Annotated in this window: 16 protein-coding genes and 2 pseudogenes; 7 read left to right on the top strand and 11 right to left on the bottom strand. The window is 70.0% G+C overall.

What is annotated here, in order from left to right; all coding sequences use genetic code 11:
* Positions 1-167: 167 nt before the first annotated feature.
* A pseudogene (locus DY157_RS11945) lies at positions 168-821 on the top strand (iron chelate uptake ABC transporter family permease subunit); the annotation flags it as partial.
* A gap of 53 nt (positions 822-874) precedes the next feature.
* Here DY157_RS11945 and DY157_RS11560 read toward each other — a convergent pair.
* Complete coding sequence (locus DY157_RS11560; protein ID WP_218938041.1) at positions 875-1,024, bottom strand: hypothetical protein; 150 nt, start codon at positions 1,022-1,024, stop codon at positions 875-877.
* Between the two features lie 20 nt (positions 1,025-1,044).
* Between DY157_RS11560 and DY157_RS01550 the strand changes: the two genes are divergently transcribed.
* From DY157_RS01550 to DY157_RS01540, 3 genes are all read left to right on the top strand, one after another.
* Positions 1,045-1,800, top strand: a complete 756-nt coding sequence (locus DY157_RS01550) for an iron ABC transporter ATP-binding protein (RefSeq protein ID WP_115726919.1) — start codon at positions 1,045-1,047, stop codon at positions 1,798-1,800.
* A 160-nt stretch (positions 1,801-1,960) separates the two neighbouring features.
* On the top strand, positions 1,961-4,513 hold the full coding sequence (locus DY157_RS01545) for a DUF2156 domain-containing protein (protein ID WP_160159393.1): 2,553 nt from the start codon (positions 1,961-1,963) through the stop codon (positions 4,511-4,513).
* A 41-nt stretch (positions 4,514-4,554) separates the two neighbouring features.
* Positions 4,555-5,952: an alpha/beta hydrolase gene (locus tag DY157_RS01540; protein ID WP_115726917.1), complete on the top strand. Its 1,398-nt coding sequence runs from the start codon at positions 4,555-4,557 to the stop codon at positions 5,950-5,952.
* A 242-nt stretch (positions 5,953-6,194) separates the two neighbouring features.
* On the opposite strand, the gene DY157_RS01535 is transcribed toward DY157_RS01540, so the two are convergent.
* From DY157_RS01535 to DY157_RS01525, 3 genes are all read right to left on the bottom strand, one after another.
* Entirely contained in the window at positions 6,195-6,836 is a 642-nt protein-coding gene (locus DY157_RS01535; RefSeq protein ID WP_115726916.1) for a DUF1801 domain-containing protein, read from the bottom strand.
* A 105-nt stretch (positions 6,837-6,941) separates the two neighbouring features.
* Positions 6,942-7,244, bottom strand: a complete 303-nt coding sequence (locus tag DY157_RS01530) for a hypothetical protein (protein WP_115726915.1) — start codon at positions 7,242-7,244, stop codon at positions 6,942-6,944.
* 129 nt (positions 7,245-7,373) lie between these two features.
* The gene (locus DY157_RS01525) at positions 7,374-8,237 is read right to left on the bottom strand and encodes a cation:proton antiporter (RefSeq protein WP_115726914.1); all 864 of its coding nucleotides are present in this window, start codon (positions 8,235-8,237) and stop codon (positions 7,374-7,376) included.
* Between the two features lie 194 nt (positions 8,238-8,431).
* Between DY157_RS01525 and DY157_RS01520 the strand changes: the two genes are divergently transcribed.
* Positions 8,432-9,922 carry an amino acid permease gene (locus DY157_RS01520; RefSeq protein WP_115726913.1) on the top strand — a complete coding sequence of 497 codons (1,491 nt, stop codon included), beginning with the start codon at positions 8,432-8,434 and terminating at the stop codon, positions 9,920-9,922.
* A gap of 83 nt (positions 9,923-10,005) precedes the next feature.
* On the opposite strand, the gene DY157_RS01515 is transcribed toward DY157_RS01520, so the two are convergent.
* The 4 genes and pseudogenes from DY157_RS01515 to DY157_RS11555 all read right to left on the bottom strand — a co-directional run bounded on the left by DY157_RS01515 (position 10,006) and on the right by DY157_RS11555 (position 12,163).
* Positions 10,006-10,977: a diaminopimelate dehydrogenase gene (locus DY157_RS01515; protein ID WP_115726912.1), complete on the bottom strand. Its 972-nt coding sequence runs from the start codon at positions 10,975-10,977 to the stop codon at positions 10,006-10,008.
* 85 nt (positions 10,978-11,062) lie between these two features.
* On the bottom strand, positions 11,063-11,653 hold the full coding sequence (locus DY157_RS11655; protein ID WP_328587394.1) for a cation-translocating P-type ATPase C-terminal domain-containing protein: 591 nt from the start codon (positions 11,651-11,653) through the stop codon (positions 11,063-11,065).
* Positions 11,577-11,747, bottom strand: a pseudogene (locus DY157_RS11855) (hypothetical protein); the annotation flags it as partial. The gene DY157_RS11655 and the pseudogene DY157_RS11855, both read right to left, overlap by 77 nt.
* A 101-nt stretch (positions 11,748-11,848) precedes the next feature.
* Positions 11,849-12,163 (bottom strand): HAD family hydrolase, encoded by a 315-nt coding sequence (locus tag DY157_RS11555; protein ID WP_218938039.1) that lies wholly within the window; start codon positions 12,161-12,163, stop codon positions 11,849-11,851.
* Here DY157_RS11555 and DY157_RS11550 point away from each other — a divergent pair.
* Positions 12,134-12,328: a glycerophosphodiester phosphodiesterase gene (locus DY157_RS11550; protein WP_115727869.1), complete on the top strand. Its 195-nt coding sequence runs from the start codon at positions 12,134-12,136 to the stop codon at positions 12,326-12,328. The genes DY157_RS11555 and DY157_RS11550 overlap by 30 nt on opposite strands.
* Positions 12,329-12,448: 120 nt before the next feature.
* Here DY157_RS11550 and DY157_RS11645 read toward each other — a convergent pair whose 3' ends face one another.
* On the bottom strand, positions 12,449-12,895 hold the full coding sequence (locus DY157_RS11645) for a hypothetical protein (protein WP_235827033.1): 447 nt from the start codon (positions 12,893-12,895) through the stop codon (positions 12,449-12,451).
* Between the two features lie 140 nt (positions 12,896-13,035).
* Between DY157_RS11645 and DY157_RS11640 the strand changes: the two genes are divergently transcribed.
* The gene (locus DY157_RS11640; RefSeq protein ID WP_235827032.1) at positions 13,036-13,485 is read left to right on the top strand and encodes a hypothetical protein; all 450 of its coding nucleotides are present in this window, start codon (positions 13,036-13,038) and stop codon (positions 13,483-13,485) included.
* Between the two features lie 25 nt (positions 13,486-13,510).
* Here the strand turns inward: DY157_RS11640 and DY157_RS01495 are convergent, their stop codons facing one another.
* Together DY157_RS01495 and DY157_RS01490 are read right to left on the bottom strand one after the other, a co-directional pair.
* Positions 13,511-15,979 (bottom strand): sodium-translocating pyrophosphatase, encoded by a 2,469-nt coding sequence (locus DY157_RS01495; RefSeq protein ID WP_115726911.1) that lies wholly within the window; start codon positions 15,977-15,979, stop codon positions 13,511-13,513.
* A 213-nt stretch (positions 15,980-16,192) separates the two neighbouring features.
* Entirely contained in the window at positions 16,193-17,344 is a 1,152-nt protein-coding gene (locus tag DY157_RS01490) for a substrate-binding domain-containing protein (RefSeq protein ID WP_115726910.1), read from the bottom strand.
* Positions 17,345-17,409: the final 65 nt, after the last annotated feature.

Below are 17,409 nucleotides of genomic sequence, written 5' to 3'. Positions count from 1 at the left end.
GACGAGGCCGGGGCTCCCCCTCCGAACGGCCCGCGAAGACGCACGGCGCTTTCGACCCCTCGGTCTTCGTCGACGCGCCCGCCGCCCGCCGCCACCGCCTCACGGTCGCGGGCCTCGTCCTCGTCGCCCTTCTCGCGTGCGCGGGAATCCTCGCCTGGGACAACCCGATGCCCTTCAGGTCCGACGGATTCCGGCGGATCGCGGTCCTGCGCGCCTCCTCGCTCGGCGCGATTCTCGTCGTCGCCTGGTGCCAGGGAATCGCGACCGTCGCCTTCCAGACGATCACCGCGAACCGGATCCTCACCCCCTCGATCATGGGGTTCGAGTCGCTCTACCGGCTCGTCCAGACCTCCGTCGTCTTCGCCTTCGGCGCCGCGGGGCTCTCGTGGATCCCGGGAGCGGTCGAGTACCTCCTCCAGGCGGGGCTCATGGTCGCCTTCGCGGCCCTCCTCTTCGGGTCGCTCCTCGGTCGCGGTCTCGCCGACCTTCATCGGACCCTCCTCGTCGGAATCGTCCTCGGCACGGAACTCGGCGCGGGCGCCGCCTACATGCAGCGGCTCCTCACGCCGACCCAGTTCGACCTGCTGAGCGCCCGGCTCATCGGCTCGATCGCGAACGCCGACCTCGAAAGGCTCGGGCTCGCCGCGCCGCTCGCCCTCGCGGCGGGCCTCGCGCTCATCGCCCAGTCGCGCTCCCTCGACGTCCTCGCGCTCGGACCGCAGGTCGCGATCGGCCTCGGAGTCGAAGCGAGGAGGACCCGGGTCCGCACGCTCCTCCTCGTCGCCGTCCTCATGGCGGTCTCGACCTCGCTCGTCGGGCCGATGTCCTTCCTCGGGTTCCTCGTCGCCATGGCGACCTACGAGCTCGCGGGCACTCACGCCACTCCCGTCTCCTCCCGCTCTCCGCGCTCGTCGGCGTCGTCGTCCTCGGGAGCGCCTACTTCGTTCTCAAGCACGTCCTCTACGCGCAGGGCTCGGTCGGCGTCCTCATCGAGGCGGTCGGGGGGACCGCCTTCCTCCTTCACGTCCTGCGAAAGGGGCGCCTGTGATCCGCGTCGACTCCGCCCTCAAGTCCTACGGGTCCGACATCTCGATCGGACCGATCGACCTCGAGATCCCGCGCGGCGGGATCACCGCCCTCGTCGGCCCGAACGGAGCGGGCAAGTCGACGCTCCTCACGATGATCGGCCGACTCCTCGGGCTGGACGACGGCGCGATCGAAGTCGCGGGCCTGGACGTCGCGACGACGAAGTCCGCGGACCTCGCAACAATCCTCGCGATCCTGCGCCAGGAGAACCACTTCGTCTCGCGCCTCACCGTTCGCCAGCTCGTCGGATTCGGGCGCTTCCCCCACTCGAGGGGACGTCTCGGCGCGGACGACCTCGAGATCGTCGAGCGGGCGCTCGACTTCCTCGATCTCGCGCCGATCGCCGACCGCTTCCTCGACGAGCTCTCCGGCGGCCAGCGCCAGCGCGCGTACGTCGCGATGGTCCTCGCCCAGGACACCGAGTACGTCCTCCTCGACGAGCCGCTCAACAACCTCGACATGGCGCGCGCCATCCGGATGATGCGCACGCTGCGGCGGGCCGCCGACGAGCTCGGTCGAACAGTCGTCATCGTCCTCCACGACATCAACGTTGCGGCCGCCTACGCGGACGCGATCATCGCGATGAAGGACGGACGAGTCGCCGCCCAGGGCACGCCCGGAGAGATCCTCGTCAGCGCCCTCCTCAAGGAGATCTTCGACACGGAGATCGAGATCCTCGACGGTCCGCGCGGCCCGATCGCCGTCTGCTCCTGACGCGGCCGCAGCACCTGCCGGCCCGACGCGCCCTCCGTGACGTATCAGGGGACGATCAGGGTCCGTTCGGCGCCCGCCCAGGCGCGGTTGCGTAGAATCGTTCTCATCCATCCACGACGGCGGCGCCCTCGGGCACCGCCGCGCAATCGCAGAGGTCGAAGTGAGTTCACCCGCCGCAGCGCGCCCCTCCACCACCGCCGTCGTCAGAGCCTTCCGCGCCGTCCTCCGGCGCGCGCGGCGCGTCCCCGCGTCCGTCGGCTTCGGCGCCTCCGTCCTCGTCGTCTCCCTCCTCTCCCACCTCGGCGGTCTCGAGACCGAGTCCGAATGGCTCGAGGCGCGAGCCGCCGAACCACTGCGCCTCTGGACCCTCGTCTTCGGCGTGTGGACGACCCCCACGTGGCACGTCGGTCTCTCCCTCGCCCTTGCCTTCGCGATCATCGGCGGCCTCTTCGAGGCGTCCATGGGCGCGAGGAAGTGGCTCGCCGCCTTCGCCGCCTCGTCGATCGGAGGCATCCTCGTCGTCCAGGCGACGCACGCGATCCTCACGGCCGTGGGACTCAGCTGGGGCGAGGCGCACGCCGGGCGCACCCCGCTCGTCGCCGCCGTCTTCGGCCTCGTCGGCGTCGCCGCCGCCGGATCGGCGTGGATGGGCTCACTCGGCCGCCTGCGATTGCGCGCACTCCTCTTCGCCTCGCTCCTCGTCCTCGTCGCATTCGGCGGCACCCCGCAGGGCGTCGGCGGGCTCGCCGGGGCCGTCATCGGCCTCATCATCGGGCTTCTCGTCGGCCCGAAGGGGCGCGACGGACGCTCGCTCGTCGGAACGCGCCACCGCGGACGCTCAGCGACCGCCCTCGTCGTCCTCACGCTCTCGGCGGGCACGGTTCTCGCCGCCCTCTCGACGCACGCGGTCGGGCCGCTCTCGACGGCCGGCCTCGACATCAACCCCGGCGATCTCAGCGCCGACTCCATCGAGCATCTGTGCGCCACCGCGAGCGACGCGACCTGCCAGCAGGCCCTCTCCGCCGTGAGGACGAAGGGCGTCGCCCCGGCGCTCCTCATCCTCATGCCCTTCGCCCTCCAGGCCGCGCTCGCCTGGGGCCTCATGAAGGGGCGTCGCATCGCCGCGGTCGCGACGATCGTCCTCCAGGCGGCGATCGGCCTCTTCGCCCTCGCACGCGTCCTCCTCGCCCCGGTCCAGTTCTCCATCGAATCGGGCACGAACGTTCCCGCGCAGATCGTCCTCCCGCCGACCCCGCTGTCCCACCTCATCGTCCCCGTCCTCGTGCCTGCCGCGATGATCGCCCTCGTCGTCTCCAATCGCTCGTGGTTCGCAATCCGCTCGACGCGCGCCTCCGTGCGACAGGGCGCCGCGACCGCCCTCGGCGCGACCCTCGCGATCGGACTCCTCGTCCTGCTCGGCGGGCTCTCCGCGCCTCATGCGACCGTTCCCGAGCCGACCGCGGGACTCCTCCTCGCGAACTTCGGGGCGCGCCTCCTTCCGCCCTCGGCCCTCACCCTCCTCGTGCCGACGCTTCTGCCGGCGACCTGGGCGGGGGGTCTCCTCGTCGAGTGGGCGCCCCTCGCCGTGTGGGCCGTGTGGACGATCGCCGCGCTCCTCCTCTTCTCCTCGGCTCCCGAGGTCGCCTCCGCCCCCTCGGCGAAGGCGATGGACCCCAAGGAGTTCGTCCGCTCGGTCGGCGCGGGCTCGCTCGGCTGGATGCTCACATGGCCCGGCAACGAGCGCTGGCTCGCAGACGACGGGTCGGCCCTCGTCACCTACCGGTCGACCTCCGGCGTCGCACTCACGATCACCGACCCCGCGGCCTCCCCCGAGGACGTCGGCCGGACGGTCTCCGCCTTCGCCGACTTCGCGACCGCGCACTCGATGATCCCGGCCCTCTACTCCGTCCACGCCCGCACCGCGAGGGCCGCCCGCGACCTCGGGTGGACGACGATCCGGGTCGCCGAGGAGGCCGTCATCGACCTTCCCGGACTCGCCTTCACCGGCAAGAAGTTCCAGGACGTCCGCACCGCGCTCAACCGCGCCGAGAAGGAGGGGATTCGCGCCGAATGGACGACCTTCCCCTCCGCGCCCGAGGGCGTGCGCGATCAGATCCGCGCGATCTCCAACGCCTGGGCCAACGAGAAGGCCCTTCCCGAAATGGGGTTCACGCTCGGCTCCCTCGCGGAGATCGACGACGAATCGACGCGCCTGCTCCTCGCGATCGACGAGGACGGAACCGTCCACGCGGTCACCTCGTGGTTGCCGGTCTACGAGGACGGAGAGCTCATCGGGCTCACGCTCGACGTCATGCGGCGCAGGGACAACTCGTTCCGACCGGTCATCGAGTTCCTCATCGGATCGGCCGCCCTTGCCGCCCGCGACGAGGGCCTCCAGATCCTCTCCCTGTCCGGAGCCCCTCTCGCCCACTCGGGCCTCGCCCCCGAGGATCCCGAGCTCGACACCGAGTCCGCGCAACGATTCGCCCCCGTCCTCGACTACGTCGGCGGACTCCTCGAACCGGTCTACGGATTCCGCTCGCTCCTCTTCTTCAAGAAGAAGTTCCAGCCGCGCTTCGAGCCCCTCTACCTCGCGCTCCCCGAGGGCCTCGACATCCCGGCAGTCGGCGTCGCGATCGGCCGCGCCTATCTCCCCGACCTCGGGCCGATCGACGCCGCGCGATTCGCGCAGAAGCTCATGAAGAACGAGTAGGCTCCGCGGCAGTACACCCCACCTGAAAGCGAGGTCGACGCATGGGCGCCGTTCTCGATCGGATTCCGCTGCTCGGTCCCGGTGCGCTGCCCGGCGCGATCGGGGTCGTCGTCGCACTCCTCCTCGTCCTCTGGCTCGTCTCGACGCGCCGCCTCCGCCCGCGCACCCACCTCGCATTTCTCGCCGCAGCCGCGCTGACGGGCCTCGCCCTGTGGTTCGGCGTCGACGTCGTCTGGCATCCCTTCGCCGACGGCGTCGGCACGACGGTGTGGGTGTGGGTCTCCGTCGTCGTCCTCGTCGCACTCGAGGCGATCGCCGCGGCTCTTCTGGGATCGGCCCGGCGGCGTCGCGCATCGTCTCGCTCGGGCGCCTCCCGCGCCGCCTCCCGGGCTTCGTCGTCCTCGCGCCCCTCGCGGCGCGGACGCCCCGTCCTCCGCTCGATCGGGGCGCTCGCCGCGATCGCCGTCGCCGCGGGCGCCGCCGGCATCGGCATCAACACGCACTTCGCCGCCTACTACACGCTCGGCTCCGCCCTGGGCCTCGGTCTGAAGGCCGAGAAGTACACGAGCGCGGACGCCGCGACCTCGGGCGCCGACCCGACCGGTCCACTCGAGAAGTCGTGGACCGCGCCCTCGTCGATGCCGGTCACCGGACGGCTCTACACCGCGGACGTCCCCGCCTCCGATCCGCGCTTCCACCCGCGCACCGCGTGGATCTACCTTCCCCCCGCCGCGACCGTGCAGGGCGCGCCGAAGCTCCCGCTCCTCGTCCTCATGGCCGGTCAGCCCGGCGAGCCGAAGCAGTGGTTCACCGCCGGGCGCCTTCGCCAATCCATGGACGCCTGGGCGGCGGCGCACGACGGCCTCGCGCCGATCGTCCTCGTCGTCGACCCACTGGGGTCCGCAGTCCAGAACCCCCTGTGCTCGAACGCCGACCTCGGGAACGTCGCCGACTACCTGGAGAAGGACGTGCCCGCGTGGGCGGCGGCGAACCTGCCCGTCTCCGCCGATCATTCGCACTGGGCGATCGGCGGCCTCTCGAACGGCGGAACGTGCACGCTCCAGGTCGTCGCGCGCACCGGAGCCCACCCGGTCTTCCACTCGTTCCTCGCGATGTCGGCCGAACTCCACCCCACGCTCGGATCCGAAGCGCGGACGGTCGCGAAGGGCTTCGGCGGATCGCTCGACGCCTACGAGGCGAACGACCCGCTCTCCCTCTTCGCGAAGACCCATTACTCCGGGGTCGCCGGCATTCTCTCCGTCGGCGCGCAGGACACCGGGTACAAGCCGGGCGTCGAGAAGCTCACGGCGGCCGCGAAGGCCGCGGGCCTCGAGGTCGAGATGCGGACCTACCCGGGCACGCATTCGTGGTCGGTGTGGTCGGTCGCGCTGCCCGACGCGCTGGACTGGTTGGGCAAACGGGTCGGTATCACCGGCTGATACGAGGCGAATCGCCGACTCTGGTCGCTCGGGCGCTCAGCGCACGATGAGCGCCCGGACGACCCTGCGGATGAGGTCTGCGGGCAGCCGCCTGTCGAGCGGGAACCACAGGGTTCCCCTCTCCCGCGCTGATAAGGGGCGAGCTCCTCGGCCCATTCGGGCTCACGCGGCACCGGGTAGAGGGCGACGTGATCGGCCCAGCCGGAGACGAAGACCCGCGCGCCCTTCTTCGGGTTCGTCTTCTATCCGACGATCCCGTAGGAGAGGACCTCGGCGGCGTCCGGCGCCTCGGCGCGGACGGGCGAGCGGAGCTCGTCGAAGAGCGGGCGGGCATTCGGGGGGATCTGCGCGATGTACTCCTCGACCGTCGTCGGCTTCACGGCCGCGCCGTCGTCGTCCGCTCCCCCGCCGATCGTCCGGCCGTCGGCCTTCATCGACGAGGCCGGGGCGGTGACCTCCGCCGGAGCGGAGTGCGCGAGCTGGTACCGGTAGGAGGCGCCGACGAGTTCTGCGAGGACGTCGGCGTCGGCTCTCGCGAGACTCGTGAGGTAGAGGCACGACGCGCCGATCGCGTGCGGTCCGAGCGCGTCGAGCAGATCGCCGTAGGCGTGGAATCCCTCGGGGATGTAGACGGTGAGACGGGCCGTTCGAGGACTGAATGCCGCGGCGGGCATGTCGCCCTCGCGGCCCGACTCGTAGCGGTAGTGGACGGAGCCGAATCCGATGATGCTCGGCCCCCACATCGCCGGCTCCTCGCCGGTGAGCGAGCGCATCATCGCGATGAGAGCGCGAGCCTCCTCGCGACGCCGATCGGCAAGTCCCTCGAGGAAATCGTCGACCGGCGCGCCGGTCGGACGCAGAACGGGCTGAGCGGAGCGTGCCATAGGGGAATTGTCGCGGTCGATGCCCCGCCCGCGCGAGCCGATGCGCGGCCTTCCCCGCGCGTCGCCTCGACGTCTCCCTTCGGACGAGAATCCGTCCCGTCCTCGTCAGGCGACGACGGGCTGCTCCCAGACGATGAGGAAATCCTCGGCGGCGGCGCGCTCGTCGAGGACCGCGAGGCCGATGCGCGCGGTCGTGAGCCGCTCCTCGAAGGACGAGACGTTCGCTGCGAGCCCCGCCTCATCGGCGAGGACCTCGGCATCGGCGCCGTCGAAGGAGAAGACGAGGAGTTCGTCGCTGGGGACGAGGTAGAGGGCGGCGACCGCCTCGTCGAAGCTCTCGGAGAGGATGCGCAGGTCCTCCTCGTCGGCGATGCTCGTGCCCTCGATCGGTCGAATCGCGATGCTCATGGCGCCTCCCGGTGTCCGTTCGCGGGGCCACCGTGACCCCGTCGATGCGACCGAAGGTAAGCGGGCGCCCTGATCGCACGGTCGGATCGCGCTGTGGGCCTCCTGTGAGCGACGTTGCGGCCGCTCGCCTTAGGCGAGGGCGGCGGCCTCGTCCTCGGCGATGCGATGGACGGGACCGGAAAGCAGGGCGGTCGCGGCGATCGTGAGGACCGCGCCGAGGAGGATCGCCGCGCTCTCGCCGGGAAGCGCGGTGCCGCTGCGAAGGAGCATCGCGACCGCGGCGATCGGCACGCCCATCTGCGCGGCCGTCGCCTCCGCGAGCGCCGCGAGCGCGAAGACCGCGGTGAGGAGGAAGCGGAGCTCGAGGGCGAGGCCGCGCTCCCCCGAGACGTCGTGCACGGCGCGCTGGGCCCCCGTCTTCTCGAGCCGGTCGAGGAGGACGAAGCCGACGAGGCCGCCGCCGAGGACGAGGCCCGTGCCGAGGAGCGACCGCCCGAGGTTCGCCCGGTCCGCCACGAGCGGCAGAAGGACGATGCACGCGGCGTCCGCGACGGCGATCTGCGGGATCATCTCGGTGAGCGAGCGCCCGGAGTTCGTTACCCCCTCGAGCATCGGGAGGACGATCGACGCGGAGGACGAGGCAATGAGGACCGCGTAGAGGGCGCCGTGCGAGGAGCCGATGACGTGGGCGAGCCCGATCCCCATCGGGACGGCGAGGACGCCGACGAGCAGCGCCCGAACGAGCGGGCGCCCGGACTTCGCGCAGGCGACGATCCCCTCGATCGGGACGGCGGAGCCGGCGACGAACATGACGAGGACGAAGCCGATCTCCGCGAGGAAGGAGAACACCGGGTCCTCGGAGCGGAGGATCCCGAAACCCGTCGCGCCGAGGACGAAGCCGATGACGACGGGGACGCGGACCACTTTCGACAGGGACAGTGCGGGCCCGAGGATCGCCACGAGGCAGACGAGGGCGAGATGCGCGAAATCCATGTCCTCCCCGCCCTTCCTCGGCCGATCCCCGTGAGGTCGAGAGTACCGGCGCGAGGGCGGTCCGCGGTGGCCGACGTGCGCTGAGAATCACGCGCGCTCTCCTTGAATTCGCCCGTCGTATGGCCGACTCTTGACCCTCGGCGACTCCTCCCAGCCCGGGAGGAGCGCATGAACGCCGAATCGAGGACGACATCATGTCCCGCTCCACCGCCGTCGAGGCGCCCGCCTCCTCCGCGACCACCGCCCCCGCCCCGTCGAACGAGAACGGCCTGCGCCGCTCCTTGAGATCGCGCCACCTCACGATGATCTCGATCGGCGGCGCGATCGGCACCGGGCTCTTCGTCGCCTCCGGCGCGACGATCTCCCAGGCAGGCCCTGGCGGCGCGCTCCTCGCCTACGCGATCGTCGGGCTCATGGTGTGGCTCATCATGCAGTCGCTCGGCGAAATGGCAGCGTTCCTCCCGGTCTCCGGCTCCTTCGGCGAGTACGGGCGCCGCTTCGTCTCTCCCTCCTTCGGGTTCGCGATGGGATGGAACTACTGGTTCAACTGGGCGATCACCGTCGCCGCCGAGCTCGTCGCCGCGGCCCTCGTCATGAAGTACTGGTTCCCGACCGTCCCCTCGATCGTCTGGTCGGGCCTGTTCCTCCTCATCCTCTTCGGCATCAACGCCCTCTCGACCCGCGCCTACGGGGAATCCGAGTTCTGGTTCGCGACGATCAAGGTCGTCGCCGTCGTCGTCTTCCTCATCCTCGGCATCGCGATGATCGTCGGCATCATCGGCGACGCCCCCGGCGCCGCGAACTGGACGAGGGGCGACGCGCCCTTCGTCGGCGGACCCGAGGGGGTCTTCCTCGTCATCCTCGTCGCCGGATACTCCTTCCAGGGCACCGAGCTCATCGGCGTCGCGGCCGGCGAGGCCGAGGACCCCGGACGCACGATCCCGCGGGCGATCCGCACGATCTTCTGGCGGATCCTCCTCTTCTACATCGGGGCGATCGCCGTCATCGGCTTCCTCATCCCCTACACCGACCCGAACCTCCTCAATTCCTCCGAGTCGAACATCTCGGTCAGCCCCTTCACCCTCGTCTTCGCCAAGGCGGGCATCCTCGCCGCCGCCTCCCTGATGAACGCGGTCATCCTCACCTCCGTCCTCTCCGCGGGCACCTCCGGCCTCTACGCGTCGACGCGCATGCTCTTCGCCCTCGCCGAGAAGGGCCACGCGCCCGCGTTCCTCACGAGGCTCTCGACCCACCAAGTCCCGATGAACGCGCTCATCGCCACGACCCTCGTCGGGCTCGCGGGCTTCATCACCTCCCTCGTCGGCGACGGCAGGGCGTACGAGTTCCTCCTCACCGTGTCGGCCCTCGCGGGCTTCCTCACGTGGATGGGGATCTCCTGGTCGCACTACAAGTTCCGCAAGGCGCTCGCCGCCCAGGGCGTCCCCCTCGACTCCCTCCCGTACCGCGCCCGCTTCTTCCCCGCCGGCGCGATCGCCGCCCTCATCGCCTGCATCGCGATCGTCATCGGCCAGGCCTACGGCCCTCTCACCTCGGGCGCCTCGCTCGCCGAGCTCCTCCTCCCCTTCATCGGGATCCCCTTCTTCCTCGCCCTGTGGATCGGCCACAAGCTCTGGACGAAGGCCCCCGCGGTCGGCCCGGCGACCGCGGACCTCGGGAGGGAGTAGCTCCTCCCCTCCCCTCATGCGAACGCGCCGCCCCGTCCTCGTCATCGACGAGGGCGGGGCGCGACGTTGTCGGAGCCGGGGCGTCAGAGCCAGTGGGCGCGCAGTTCCTCCGGGTCCTTGCTCGAGAGGTCGGCGAGGGTGAGGTCGAAGACGGTGCGGGCGCCGATCTCACCGCGCGCGGCCATGCGGGCGACGGCCCGGCCCATCGCCGCGAGGACCGAGCCGGTGAACTCGGGGTTGGAGTCGAGGGCGAGATCGAAGCCGATCCTCTGGCCGACGCCGTCGGACGTCTCGCCACGACGGATGACGGTCCCGCCGTGCGGGAGACCCGCGTGCTCGGCCGCCATCTCCTCGGCGCTGATGAAGGTCACGGTCGTGTCGTAGTCGGCGAAGTAGTTCGGCATCTCGATGATCTCGCGCTCGATGCGCTCGAGATCGGCGCCGTCTGCGGCGACGACGTAGCAGTCGCGCGTGTGCATCGAGCGGGTGGTGAGTTCGACCTCGAGCCCTTGTTTGACGGCCTCGACCGTGTCGGCGACGGGAAGCGTGTACTGGCGGGCATCGAGGACCCCGTCGATCCGGCGGATCGCATCCGAGTGGCCCTGGGAGACGCCGGGCCCCCAGAAAGTCGTCGACGCGCCGTCGGGCAGGACCGCGTCGCCGAGGACGCGGAGCATCGAGAAGAGGCCCGGATCCCAGCCGGTCGAGATGAGGGCGAGGGTGCCCGCTTCGCGGGACGCCGCGTCGAGGGCGGCGAAGTGCTCGGGGATGCGGGCGTGCGTGTCGAAGGAGTCGACCGTCGAAAAGAAGGCGGCGGTCGCCGGCCCCTGGGTGGCGAGGTCCGTCGCGGACCCCCCGCAATTGAGGCAGACATCGACGCGGTCGGCCCATTCGGGCATCTCGTCGACGCTCGCGACGGGTGCGCCGAGCGTCTCGAGGGACGCGGGGTCGCGCCGTGTGAATACGACGACGAGCTCCATGTCCGCGTTCTTCTTCACGGCCCTCTCGACGCCGCGTCCGAGATTGCCGTAGCCGTTGATCGCGACCCTGATCATGCGTTCCTCCCCGAATGGATGCGTCGGGGCGCGACGGCGCCCCGCGACAAGCTTGAGCCGGTGCGGCCCTCGACGCTCCGCGTTCTCAGCGTGCGGACCGGCGGACCGCGCGGCGCACCGCCTTCACGGCCTCTTCGATCCACAGGACGAGGGACGCCGCCCCGGCGCACACCGCCCATTGGGCGGCGCTGAGCGACGAGGTCGCGAACGCCGCCTGGAGAATCTGAAGGTGGACGACCGCGATTTGGGCGATGACGCCGATGCCGATCGCGCCCCAGAGCCACCGGTTATCGAAGATCCCGACGAAGGCCGATCGCAGATCGGAGCGGGAGTTGAGGGCGTTGAAGAGCTGGGCGAGGACGAGCGTCGTGAAGGCTGCGGTGCGGGCCGTCCGCAGATCCGTCGTCCCGCCGGGAGCGAGCGAAGACGGGAGGAGCCCCTCGGGCAGGAGGAGGTCGAGGACCGCGAGAGAGACCAGGCCCATGACGGCGCCGATGACGAGGATCCTCGCCCACATCGCGCGGTCGACGATCCGATCGCCGCACCCCCCTGGGTGGGCGGGCCATGACGTCCTCCGTCTCCGGATCGACGCCCATCGCGAGCGCGGGCGCCGAGTCGGTGACGAGATTGATCCACAGGATCTGCACCGCGAGGATCGGCACGGCGAGGCCGGCATCCGCGGCGCCGCGGATGCCGAGGGCGTCCGCGAGGACGATGCCCGCGAAGACCGTGACGATCTCCCCCATGTTCGAGCTGAGCAGATAGCGCATGAACTTCCGGATGTCGTCGAAGATCGCGCGCCCTTGCCGGATCGCGGCGACGATCGTCGCGAAGTCGTCGTCGCCGAGGATCATCGTCGACGCCTCCTTCGTCACCTCCGTCCCGGTGACCCCCATGGCGACGCCGATGTCGGCGGCCTTGAGGGCTGGGCATCGTTGACTCCGTCCCCCGTCATCGCGACAACGCTCCCGTCGGCGCGCAGGGCGTCGACGATGCGGAGCTTGTGCTCGGGGGCGACGCGCGCGTAGACGGAGGTCCTCCTCGCGGCCTCGCGCAGGCCCGCCTCGTCGAGGGCGTCGAGTTCGAGTCCCGACAGGGCCCTTTCGTCCTCGTCGGCGATTCCAAGGTCGGCGGCGATGCGCGCGACGCTCGTCGGGTGGTCCCCGGTGATCATGACGACGCGCACGCCGCCGGCCTCGCCGTCGTCCCGTGGACGATCAACGATCCGGACACGATGGCGGCGCAGATCGACGCGGGCGCCGACGGCATCATCTCCGACTTCCCGACCGTTCTGCGATCGGTCATGGACAAGCGCGGAATGGACCTGCCGACCCCCTATCCCGCGAAGTAGGAGCACCGCCCCGCCCTCGTCGATCTCGAGAAGCGGCCCGGTCGGAGAACGGGGCCCGTCCAGGCGGGAGCAGCGCCGCGCGCCATCCCACCCGTACGGGCCCCATCCGACGGAGCGGACTCACCCGACGGGCCCGAACCACTCCTCGACCGCGGCCCGGATCGCTCGATCGAAGGCGTCGTCGGAGTGATGCTCGGCGATCCACTCGGCGAAGGAGCCGCCTGCCGCCTCGTCGAGCTGCCTGCGGCACGCCTCCGGCTCGCGCAGGGCCCGGGCGAGCATCGTCTCGGCCTCCGCGAGATCGCGGAAGACGAAGGGGTAGTCCTCGGGGACGAGGGCCCGCGCCCACGGCTTATCGGGGAGGATCCCGATGACGCCCGCGCCGAGCGCCTCGACGTACATGAGGCCGTAGGAGACGTCCTCGGCCGTCGCGAGGAACGCGGTCGTCCGCGCGAGAGCCGACCAGTAGGACTCGCGCGTCGCCGTCAACGGTCCGGTCCACACCCACTCCTTGCGGGCGTAATCCATCGCCTTCTCGGACACGAGGTTGTCCTCCTGAAGGCGCATGTCGACGCGCAGGGGGGATCTGCTTGCGCACCCGATCGACGACCGCGAAGAAGTCGTCGGGCCGCTTGTCCGGGGTCACGTAGATCGACGGATAGAGGACGACCGGCACCTCCGCGTACTCGCGCGGGCGGATGTGATCGATGCGGAATCCGAGATTCACCCAGTTGAGGCGCGCCTTGTCGGCGATCTTCTTCACCGTCCAGCGGTCCATGAACTCGCGGATCTCGTGCGCCGTCCGGTTCGCGTTCGCGAAGGTCGGGAACAGCGCGCACGAGAGCGCGAAGGTCGCGACCCTCTCGATCGGCGCATCCGGCGGCATCGACCGCCACACGAAGTTCATCACCCGGGGCTCGACGTCGCCCTCGCCGTACTGGGAGAGGACCCTCCAGACGTTCGGCGCGTCAAGCGGATCCATGACGACGACGACCGCCTCGGCGGGATCGATCATCTCGAGGGGAACCGCGTCGAAGCCGTCGCACCGGCGCGCGACCGGCGAGACGACGAAGGAGTCCGAGAAGATCCTCAGGAGTCGCCGCACGAGGGTGTCCGCGGCCTCGTGGCCGCCGACCCTTCCGGCGCTCGTCAGTTGAATGCCGTCGTACTTGATCGCGATCCTCATCGCACGACCTCCTCACCGGTCGACTCGATCGACGCGCCGGCGTCGATCGCCGCGCTCTCCTCCTCGTCCGCGACGGGAATCCGCATCCCGTAGAAGGAGCGGTGGACGAAGACGAGCGCGAGCAGGAAGAAGACGCCCGCGAGGACGGCGACGAGCACGCCGAGGCCCTGCGCGGACAGGCTCACGGCGAGCTCGACGGCGAGGAGGCCGAAGAGCGTCGTGAACTTGATGATCGGGTTGAGCGCCACCGACGACGTGTCCTTGAAGGGGTCGCCGACGGTGTCGCCGACGATCGACGCGTCGTGGAGGGCTGTGCCCTTCATGTGGAGATCGACTTCGACGACCTTCTTCGCGTTGTCCCAGGCGCCGCCCGCGTTCGCCATGTAGATCGCCTGGTAGAGGCCGAACAGGGCGATCGACACGAGGTAGCCGATGAAGAAGAAGGGCTCGACGAACGCGAAGGACAGGGTCGCGAAGAACACCGCGAGGAAGATCGTCAGCATGCCCTGCTGCGCGTACTGCGTGCAGATGTCGACGACCCGCTTCGAGTCCTCGACGCTCGCGCGCTCGGCGCCCGCGTCGAGGTGGATCGACTCCTCAATGAAGGCGACCGCGCGATTCGCGCCCGTCGTCACCGCCTGGACCGAGGCGCCGGAGAACCAGAAGATCACCGCGCCGCCCGTGATGAGTCCGAGGAGGAACGGGGCGTGCATGAGCGAGAGGTTCTCGATGCCGGTCGTCAGGTGGTCGGTGAGGCCGATGATGATCGAGAAGATCATCGTCGTCGCGCCGACGACCGCCGTGCCGATGAGCACGGGCTTCGCGGTCGCCTTGAAGGTGTTGCCCGCGCCGTCGTTGTCCTCGAGGAGGAACTTCGCCCGCTCCCAGCGCGGCACGAGGTCGAAGTCGCGCTTGAGTTCGCCCTCGACGTCGGGGACGTCCTCGATGCGGGAGAGCTCGTAGACGGACTGCGCGTTGTCGGTGACCGGACCGTAGGAGTCGACGGCGATCGTCACGGGGCCCATGCCGAGGAAGCCGAAGGCGACGAGGCCGAAGGCGAAGACGGCGGGGGCGACCATGAGGTCGCCGAGCCCGAAGCTCGAGAGGAGGAACGCCGCGCCCATGAGGCCGACGATCGCGATGCCGAGCCAGAAGGCCGAGAAGTAGCCGGCGACGACGCCGGAGAGGATGTTGAGGCTCGCGCCGCCTTGACGGGAGGAGCGGACCGTCTCGCGGACGTGCTGCGACGAGGTCGAGGTGAAGACCTTGACGAGCTCGGGGATGAGCGCGCCGGCCAGCGTGCCGCAGGTGATGATCGTCGCGAGGCGCAGCCACAGGCCCGCGCCGAGGCCGCCGAGGACGAACCAGGTCGTCGCGTAGACGAGGACGATGCAGAGGATCGAGGTGAGCCACACGAGGGTCGTGAGCGGCAGCTCGAAGTCGAGTTCGTCGGCGTCGCCGAACTTCGAGCGCACCCACGCGCCGTTGATCCCGTAGGCCGCCCAGGCGGCGAGGATCATCGCCGCGCGGACCGTGAAGATCCACACGAGGAGCGTCGCCTGCAGGGCGACGTCGGGCACCGCGAGGAGGACGAAGGTGACGAGGGCGACGCCGGTGACGCCGTAGGTCTCGAAGCCGTCGGCGCTCGGGCCGACCGAGTCGCCCGCGTTGTCGCCGGTGCAGTCGGCGATGACGCCGGGGTTGCGCGGGTCGTCCTCGTCGATCTTGAAGACGATCTTCATGAGGTCGGCGCCGATGTCGGCGATCTTCGTGAAGATGCCGCCCGCGATGCGCAGGGCCGAGGCGCCGAGGGATTCGCCGATCGCGAAGCCGATGAAGCAGGCGCCGGCGACGTCGTGCGGGAGGAAGAGGAGGATGACGAGCATCATGAGGAGCTCGAGGCTGATGAGGACCATGCCGATGCTCATGCCCGAGCGCAACGGGATGCGATGGACCTCGTGGGGCTTGCCGCGCAGGGACGCGAAGGCCGTGCGCGCGTTCGCGAAGGTGTTGACACGGATGCCGAACCACGCGACCGAGAAGGACCCGCCCATGCCGAGCAGGGAGAAAACGACGACGATCGCGACCTTCCCCCAGCCGAAGCCGACGAGGACCTTGTAGTAGACGACGATGACCGCCGTGATGAAGGCCCACAGGACGAGGAGGAACCTCCCCTGTCGGACGAGGTAGGCCTTGCACGTCGCGTAGATGAGCTCGGCGACGTCGAGCATCGACGAATGGACGGGCAGCTGCCTCAGCTTGATGAAGGTGAGGACGCCGAAGCCGAGGCCGAGAAGGCACACGACGACTCCGGCGAGGAGCAGAGTCCGACCGTCGAGTCCCCACCTCAGCAGGGTGTTCGACAGGTCCGGCAGGATGAGGTTCGCCTCCCCGCCGCCGGCGGAGGAGGACTCGGATGTGATGAGCGGCGTCGCGCCGACGCCGAATGCATAGGAGAGCGCCATCGCTTCCCTCGTTTCGTCTCCAGGACTGCGCGGGCCCCTTTGCCCGCTCTTTGAAGTCTAGGCGTGAGAGCGTGAACCGGAACCGTTTTCGAACCGGGAATCAGGTCTTTCGGCCCAGGTCATCCGTGCAATCGCGACGGATATCGGACAACTGGCAGCACGGAGGGCCCGCGCCTCGCGGCGCGGGCCCTCCGACGGCACACGACTATCGGATCACTTGCCCCAGATCGCCTTGTAGGCGTCCTGGTAGCCCGCCGGATCCCAGAAGTTGTCGGCCGTGCCGTTGTCCTTCGTCGACACGTGGATCTGCGGGACGTAGCCGGACGCCGCCTCGCCGGCCATCGCGCGGTTGAGCTCGTCGATGATCTGCCAGCCCTCGGAGCGCAGCGGCGAGGGGACCGTCGCGTTCTGGAACTCGCCATTGCGGATGCGGGTGAGGGCGGCGGCGTCGCCGTCGCCGGCGCCGACGTTCACGGGCGCGCTCGTCGAGGAGAGGCCGGCCTGGCGGAAGGCCGCGGCGGCGTTCTCGAAGTAGACGTCGTTGATCGCGACCGAGTACGTCCACTTGTCGCCGAGGCTGTTGATGAGGGCGCTCGTCTCCGTGGGCATGCGGTTCGCGACGTCCGCGAGCGGGATGTTGTCGTACTTGAGGACCTCGATCGAGGAGCAGGTCTGGAGCTCCTTCTGGATCATCTGGCTCTTGCCCTCGGCGAACGGGATCGACGAGTCCGTGAAGATCACGACCCCGGCGTTGCCGTTCGACTCGGCGATGATGTAGTCCGCGGAGATCTTCGCGACGTCCTCGACCTTCGTCGTGACGTTCGAGAAGAGCTTCGGGCTCTCCGAGGGGCCGGGCGTCGCGAGGGCCTGCCAGCCGACCAGCGGGATGTTCGCGCTGTTCGCCTGGTTCACCTGGTCGGCGGTCGTGTTGGGATCGAACCCGCCGATGATGATGCCGTCCGGCTTGAGGGCGAGCGCCTGGTTGAAGGCGTTCTGAATGCCCGCCGGGGTTCCCTGACCGTCGATGGTCTTGAGGGTCCATCCGATAGTGTCCGATGCCGCCTGGAGGCCCTCGGCGACGCCGGCGACTCCCGGGTTCTGCATGGACTGGGCGACGTAGACGACCGTCTTGCCCTCCTGGGCCTTCGGACCGCTCGTCGGGCCGTCCCAGGCCGCGTCCTTACCTGCGGCCTTGTCGACAGCGGCCTTCGCGGTCGCGACGACGTCGGCGCAGCCGGAGGCGGCCGAGGACTGGGTGTCGGTGGACGCGGTCTTCGCCTCCGAGCCGCGCGAGCAGCCGGTGAGGGCGACGGCGGCGGAGAAGAGGACTGCGCATCCGATGACTGCGGGGTGGCGACGCTTCATTGCGGTGCCTTTCTTCTAGTGCGAACTGTGTCGGGGTTGATCGGTTCAGAGGGTCGGTACTGCTG

Source organism: Actinomyces culturomici (genome assembly GCF_900499005.1).
Lineage (GTDB): Bacteria > Actinomycetota > Actinomycetes > Actinomycetales > Actinomycetaceae > Pauljensenia > Pauljensenia culturomici.
The sequence above is the reverse complement of the archived record's forward strand: the minus strand, read 5'-3'. Positions and strand labels throughout refer to the sequence as shown.

Coding starts and splice junctions, on each gene's coding strand:
- DY157_RS01540 (WP_115726917.1), top strand. CDS start 4,555: ATGGGCGCCGTTCTCGATCGGATTCCGCTGCTCGGTCCCGGTGCGCTG.
- DY157_RS01535 (WP_115726916.1), bottom strand. CDS start 6,836: ATGGCACGCTCCGCTCAGCCCGTTCTGCGTCCGACCGGCGCGCCGGTC.
- DY157_RS01530 (WP_115726915.1), bottom strand. CDS start 7,244: ATGAGCATCGCGATTCGACCGATCGAGGGCACGAGCATCGCCGACGAG.
- DY157_RS01525 (WP_115726914.1), bottom strand. CDS start 8,237: ATGGATTTCGCGCATCTCGCCCTCGTCTGCCTCGTGGCGATCCTCGGG.
- DY157_RS01520 (WP_115726913.1), top strand. CDS start 8,432: ATGTCCCGCTCCACCGCCGTCGAGGCGCCCGCCTCCTCCGCGACCACC.
- DY157_RS01515 (WP_115726912.1), bottom strand. CDS start 10,977: ATGATCAGGGTCGCGATCAACGGCTACGGCAATCTCGGACGCGGCGTC.
- DY157_RS11655 (WP_328587394.1), bottom strand. CDS start 11,653: ATGCCGGCCTCGCCGTGCCGATCCTCGCGGTGCAGATCCTGTGGATCA.
- DY157_RS11645 (WP_235827033.1), bottom strand. CDS start 12,895: ATGCGCCTTCAGGAGGACAACCTCGTGTCCGAGAAGGCGATGGATTAC.
- DY157_RS11640 (WP_235827032.1), top strand. CDS start 13,036: ATGCGGAATCCGAGATTCACCCAGTTGAGGCGCGCCTTGTCGGCGATC.
- DY157_RS01495 (WP_115726911.1), bottom strand. CDS start 15,979: ATGGCGCTCTCCTATGCATTCGGCGTCGGCGCGACGCCGCTCATCACA.
- DY157_RS01490 (WP_115726910.1), bottom strand. CDS start 17,344: ATGAAGCGTCGCCACCCCGCAGTCATCGGATGCGCAGTCCTCTTCTCC.